4 protein-coding genes are annotated in these 3,170 nt (G+C 67.1%); all 4 read left to right on the forward strand.

The window, feature by feature from the left end:
- Positions 1 to 271, forward strand: a 271-nt coding sequence (locus RBR29_RS11495; RefSeq protein WP_320349409.1) for an alanine racemase C-terminal domain-containing protein, incomplete at its 5' end; no start/stop codon positions are given.
- A gap of 24 nt (positions 272 to 295) precedes the next feature.
- The gene (locus RBR29_RS11500) at positions 296 to 1,012 is read left to right on the forward strand and encodes an SDR family oxidoreductase (RefSeq protein ID WP_320349410.1); all 717 of its coding nucleotides are present in this window, start codon (positions 296 to 298) and stop codon (positions 1,010 to 1,012) included.
- Positions 1,012 to 2,370, forward strand: a complete 1,359-nt coding sequence (gene radA, locus RBR29_RS11505; protein ID WP_320349412.1) for a DNA repair protein RadA — start codon at positions 1,012 to 1,014, stop codon at positions 2,368 to 2,370. Before RBR29_RS11500 ends, radA begins: the two co-directional genes overlap by 1 nt.
- Before the next feature lie 10 nt (positions 2,371 to 2,380).
- Positions 2,381 to 3,157 carry a sulfite exporter TauE/SafE family protein gene (locus RBR29_RS11510; RefSeq protein WP_320349414.1) on the forward strand — a complete coding sequence of 259 codons (777 nt, stop codon included), beginning with the start codon at positions 2,381 to 2,383 and terminating at the stop codon, positions 3,155 to 3,157.
- The last annotated feature ends 13 nt before the right edge of the window (positions 3,158 to 3,170 follow it).

Raw genomic sequence — 3,170 nt, forward strand, 5'->3', positions numbered from 1 at the left:
TGCCTGCGGCTATGCTGATGGCTATCCGCGGCATGCGCCTTCCGGGACGCCGATTGTGGTGGACGGGACGCGTACCCGCCTGGTCGGCCGGGTGTCCATGGACATGCTGGCCGTGGACCTGGACCCGGTGCCTGGCGCGGGCGTGGGTTCGTCGGTCGTGCTGTGGGGGCAGGGCGGCCCTTCGGTGGACGAGGTTGCTGCCGCCTGCGGCACCATCGGCTACGAACTGCTCACCGCCGTGACCCCACGGGTGCCGCGCCGCGTCCTGTGAATTCAGGCCAGAGGAGTTGTTTCCATGAAGAACAGTTGTGTGCTCGTCACCGGCGCGACCAAGGGCATCGGCTGGGCCGTCAGCCAGCGATTGGCCGACCAGGGCTGCCATGTCGTGGGTCTGGCCCGGCATGTGGCCGACATTGATTTTCCCGGCTATCTGTACGCCTGTGATCTGGCCAATGCCGGAGAAACCGAAGAACTGTTGCGCGTCATCCGCGAAAAATACCCGGTCGATGCCGTGGTGAACTGTGTGGGGCCGGCCATGCCGGAACCCCTCGGCGAAGTCGATCTGACCTCGCTCTACCAGGCCTTCGACCTGAACGTCCGCGTGGCGGTCCAGGCGGTGCAGGCGTTCGTGCCAGGCATGAAGGCACGCAAGTCCGGCCGCATCGTCAATCTGTGCGGTCGTGTGGTGCATGGCCAGAGCGGGCATACCAGCTACGCGGCAGCCAAGAGCGCGCTGCTGGGCTGTACCCGCACCTGGGCCCTGGAACTGGCCCCCTATGGCATCACAGTCAACGCGGTGTCTCCCGGCCCCGTGGAAACCGGCCTGTTCCGTGCCGAATGCCCAGTCGGCAGCGATGCCGAAAAAGCCGTGCTGGCCACGATCCCCATGGGTCGCCTGGCCCAGGCCGACGAGGTCGCGGCTGCCGTGGTGTTTTTGCTGGGTGACGAGGCTGCCTTCATCACCGGCCAGGAACTGGGCGTGGATGGCGGTGGCAGCCTGGCAGGCCGCTGATGGCCAAGGCACGGACCCTGTTCGTCTGCTCGGACTGCGGCGGCACGGCCGCCAAATGGGAAGGCCGCTGCCCGCATTGCGGCGCCTGGAACACGCTCCAGGAAGCCCGCGAATCCTCGGCGGCGGCCGCCGGCCATCGCTATGCCCCGCTGGCTGCTTCCACACCGGTGCGCCGCCTGGCCGATATCGAGGCCCGCGAACAGGTCCGCAATCCGACTGGCATCGATGAATTCGATCGCGTCCTGGGCGGCGGTCTGGTGGCCGGCGCGGTGGTGCTGATTGGCGGTGATCCGGGGATCGGCAAATCGACCTTGCTGCTGCAGGCCCTGGCCAGTCTGTCCGAGCGCGGTCCGGTGCTGTATGTCACGGGCGAGGAATCCGCCGAGCAGGTCGCCTTGCGCGCCCAGCGTCTGGGCGTGTCGGGCGATGGCGTGGATCTGCTGGCCGAGATCCGCCTGGAATTGATCACCCAGGCCCTGGTCGAGCGCCAGCCCGGCGTGGCCGTCATCGATTCGATCCAGACGCTGTATTCGGGTGAACTGAGCGCTGCGCCTGGCTCGGTATCCCAGGTGCGCGAATGCGCGGCCCAATTGACGCGCATCGCCAAGCAGACCGGCGTCACGCTGATCCTGATCGGCCATGTCACCAAGGATGGCGCGCTGGCCGGTCCGCGCGTGCTGGAACACATTGTCGATACCGTACTGTATTTCGAAGGCGATACGCATTCGTCATTCCGCCTGGTGCGGGCCATCAAGAATCGTTTCGGCGCGGTCAACGAACTGGGGGTCTTCGCCATGACCGACCGGGGCCTGCGCGGGGTGAGCAATCCGTCCGCGCTGTTCCTGGCGGGGCATTCCCGGGATGTGGCCGGATCCTGCGTCATGGCCACCCAGGAGGGTACCCGGCCATTGCTGGTCGAGGTCCAGGCGCTGGTGGATACGGCGCACGTACCCAATCCGCGGCGCCTGTCCGTGGGCCTGGAAAGCAGCCGTCTGGCCATGCTGCTGGCGGTGTTGCATCGCCATGCGGGGGTCGCCACCTACGACCAGGACGTTTTCGTCAATGCCGTGGGCGGCGTGCGCATCATGGAACCGGCCGCCGATCTGGCCGTGGCCCTGGCGATCCTGTCGTCCATGCGCGACCGCCCCTTGCCGGCGGGCCTGCTGGCCTTCGGCGAAATTGGCCTGGCCGGCGAGATCCGCCCAGCCCCGCGTGGGCAGGAACGCCTGCGCGAAGCCGCCAAACTCGGTTTCGTACAGGCGGTCGTGCCGCGCGCCAATCTGCCGCGTCAGCCCATCGACGGCCTGCGTATCCTGGCCGTCGATCGCGTCGAGGACGTGCTCGGCGTGCTGTCCTGAGCGCCGTACCATGGATATGTTCGGCTTGGTGCTTGCCTGCCTGGCGGCAGGCGGCCTGATCGGTTTTTCGGGTGGGGTGCTGGGAATCGGTGGCGGCCTGTTTGCGATTCCCCTGCTGGGGTTGATCCTGGGCTATGAACAGCAGGCCGCCCAGGGGACGGCGCTGATCATGGTGCTGCCGGCCGTTCTGCTGACCTTGCGCAAATATCATCAACATGCGCCCATCGACTGGCGTTCGGCGGCAGCGGGGGCGGCCAGTTCCGTCGTCTGCACCTGGATCGGCGCCCGCTTCGCGCTGGGACTGGACCCCTGGCTGCTGCGCCGCATCTATGCCGGCTTCGTATTCCTGATCGCGGTGTTCTATTTTCGTGAGAGCCTGGGGCGGCGGGCCCAGCCCCGGCCTGCCGGGTTCTATCGCGAGGTGGCGCAGATCCGCAAGTCCTGGTATTTCTGCGTGGGTATTTTCGCCGGGCTGGCCGGGGGCGTGTTCGGTGTGGGCGGTTCGGTGCTGGCGGTGCCGTTCCTGACTTCGGTTTTTCACCTGCGCCAGACTTCGGCCCAGGCCGTGGCGCTGGCGATGATCGTGCCGGGTACCGCCGTGGCACTGGCAACCTATGCCTGGCACGGTCAGGCACATGGCCTGGTGGGCATCCCCCTGGCCGCAGGCAGCCTGCTGTGCGTACCCTACGGGGTGCGCCTGGCCTACGCACTGCCCGAGGCGCGCCTGAAGCTGATCTTTGCCTGCATGCTGCTGCTCATCATGGGGCTGTTGCTGATGAAGTCATGAGATCGGGCATGGC

It is taken from the genome of Castellaniella sp., assembly GCF_034007085.1.
Lineage (GTDB): Bacteria > Pseudomonadota > Gammaproteobacteria > Burkholderiales > Burkholderiaceae_B > Castellaniella.

What these genes read in the sequence shown, in the direction of transcription:
- RBR29_RS11510 (WP_320349414.1), top strand. Translation starts at nt 2,381, where the DNA reads ATGGATATGTTCGGCTTGGTGCTTGCCTGCCTGGCGGCAGGCGGCCTG.
- radA (WP_320349412.1), top strand. Translation starts at nt 1,012, where the DNA reads ATGGCCAAGGCACGGACCCTGTTCGTCTGCTCGGACTGCGGCGGCACG.
- RBR29_RS11500 (WP_320349410.1), top strand. Translation starts at nt 296, where the DNA reads ATGAAGAACAGTTGTGTGCTCGTCACCGGCGCGACCAAGGGCATCGGC.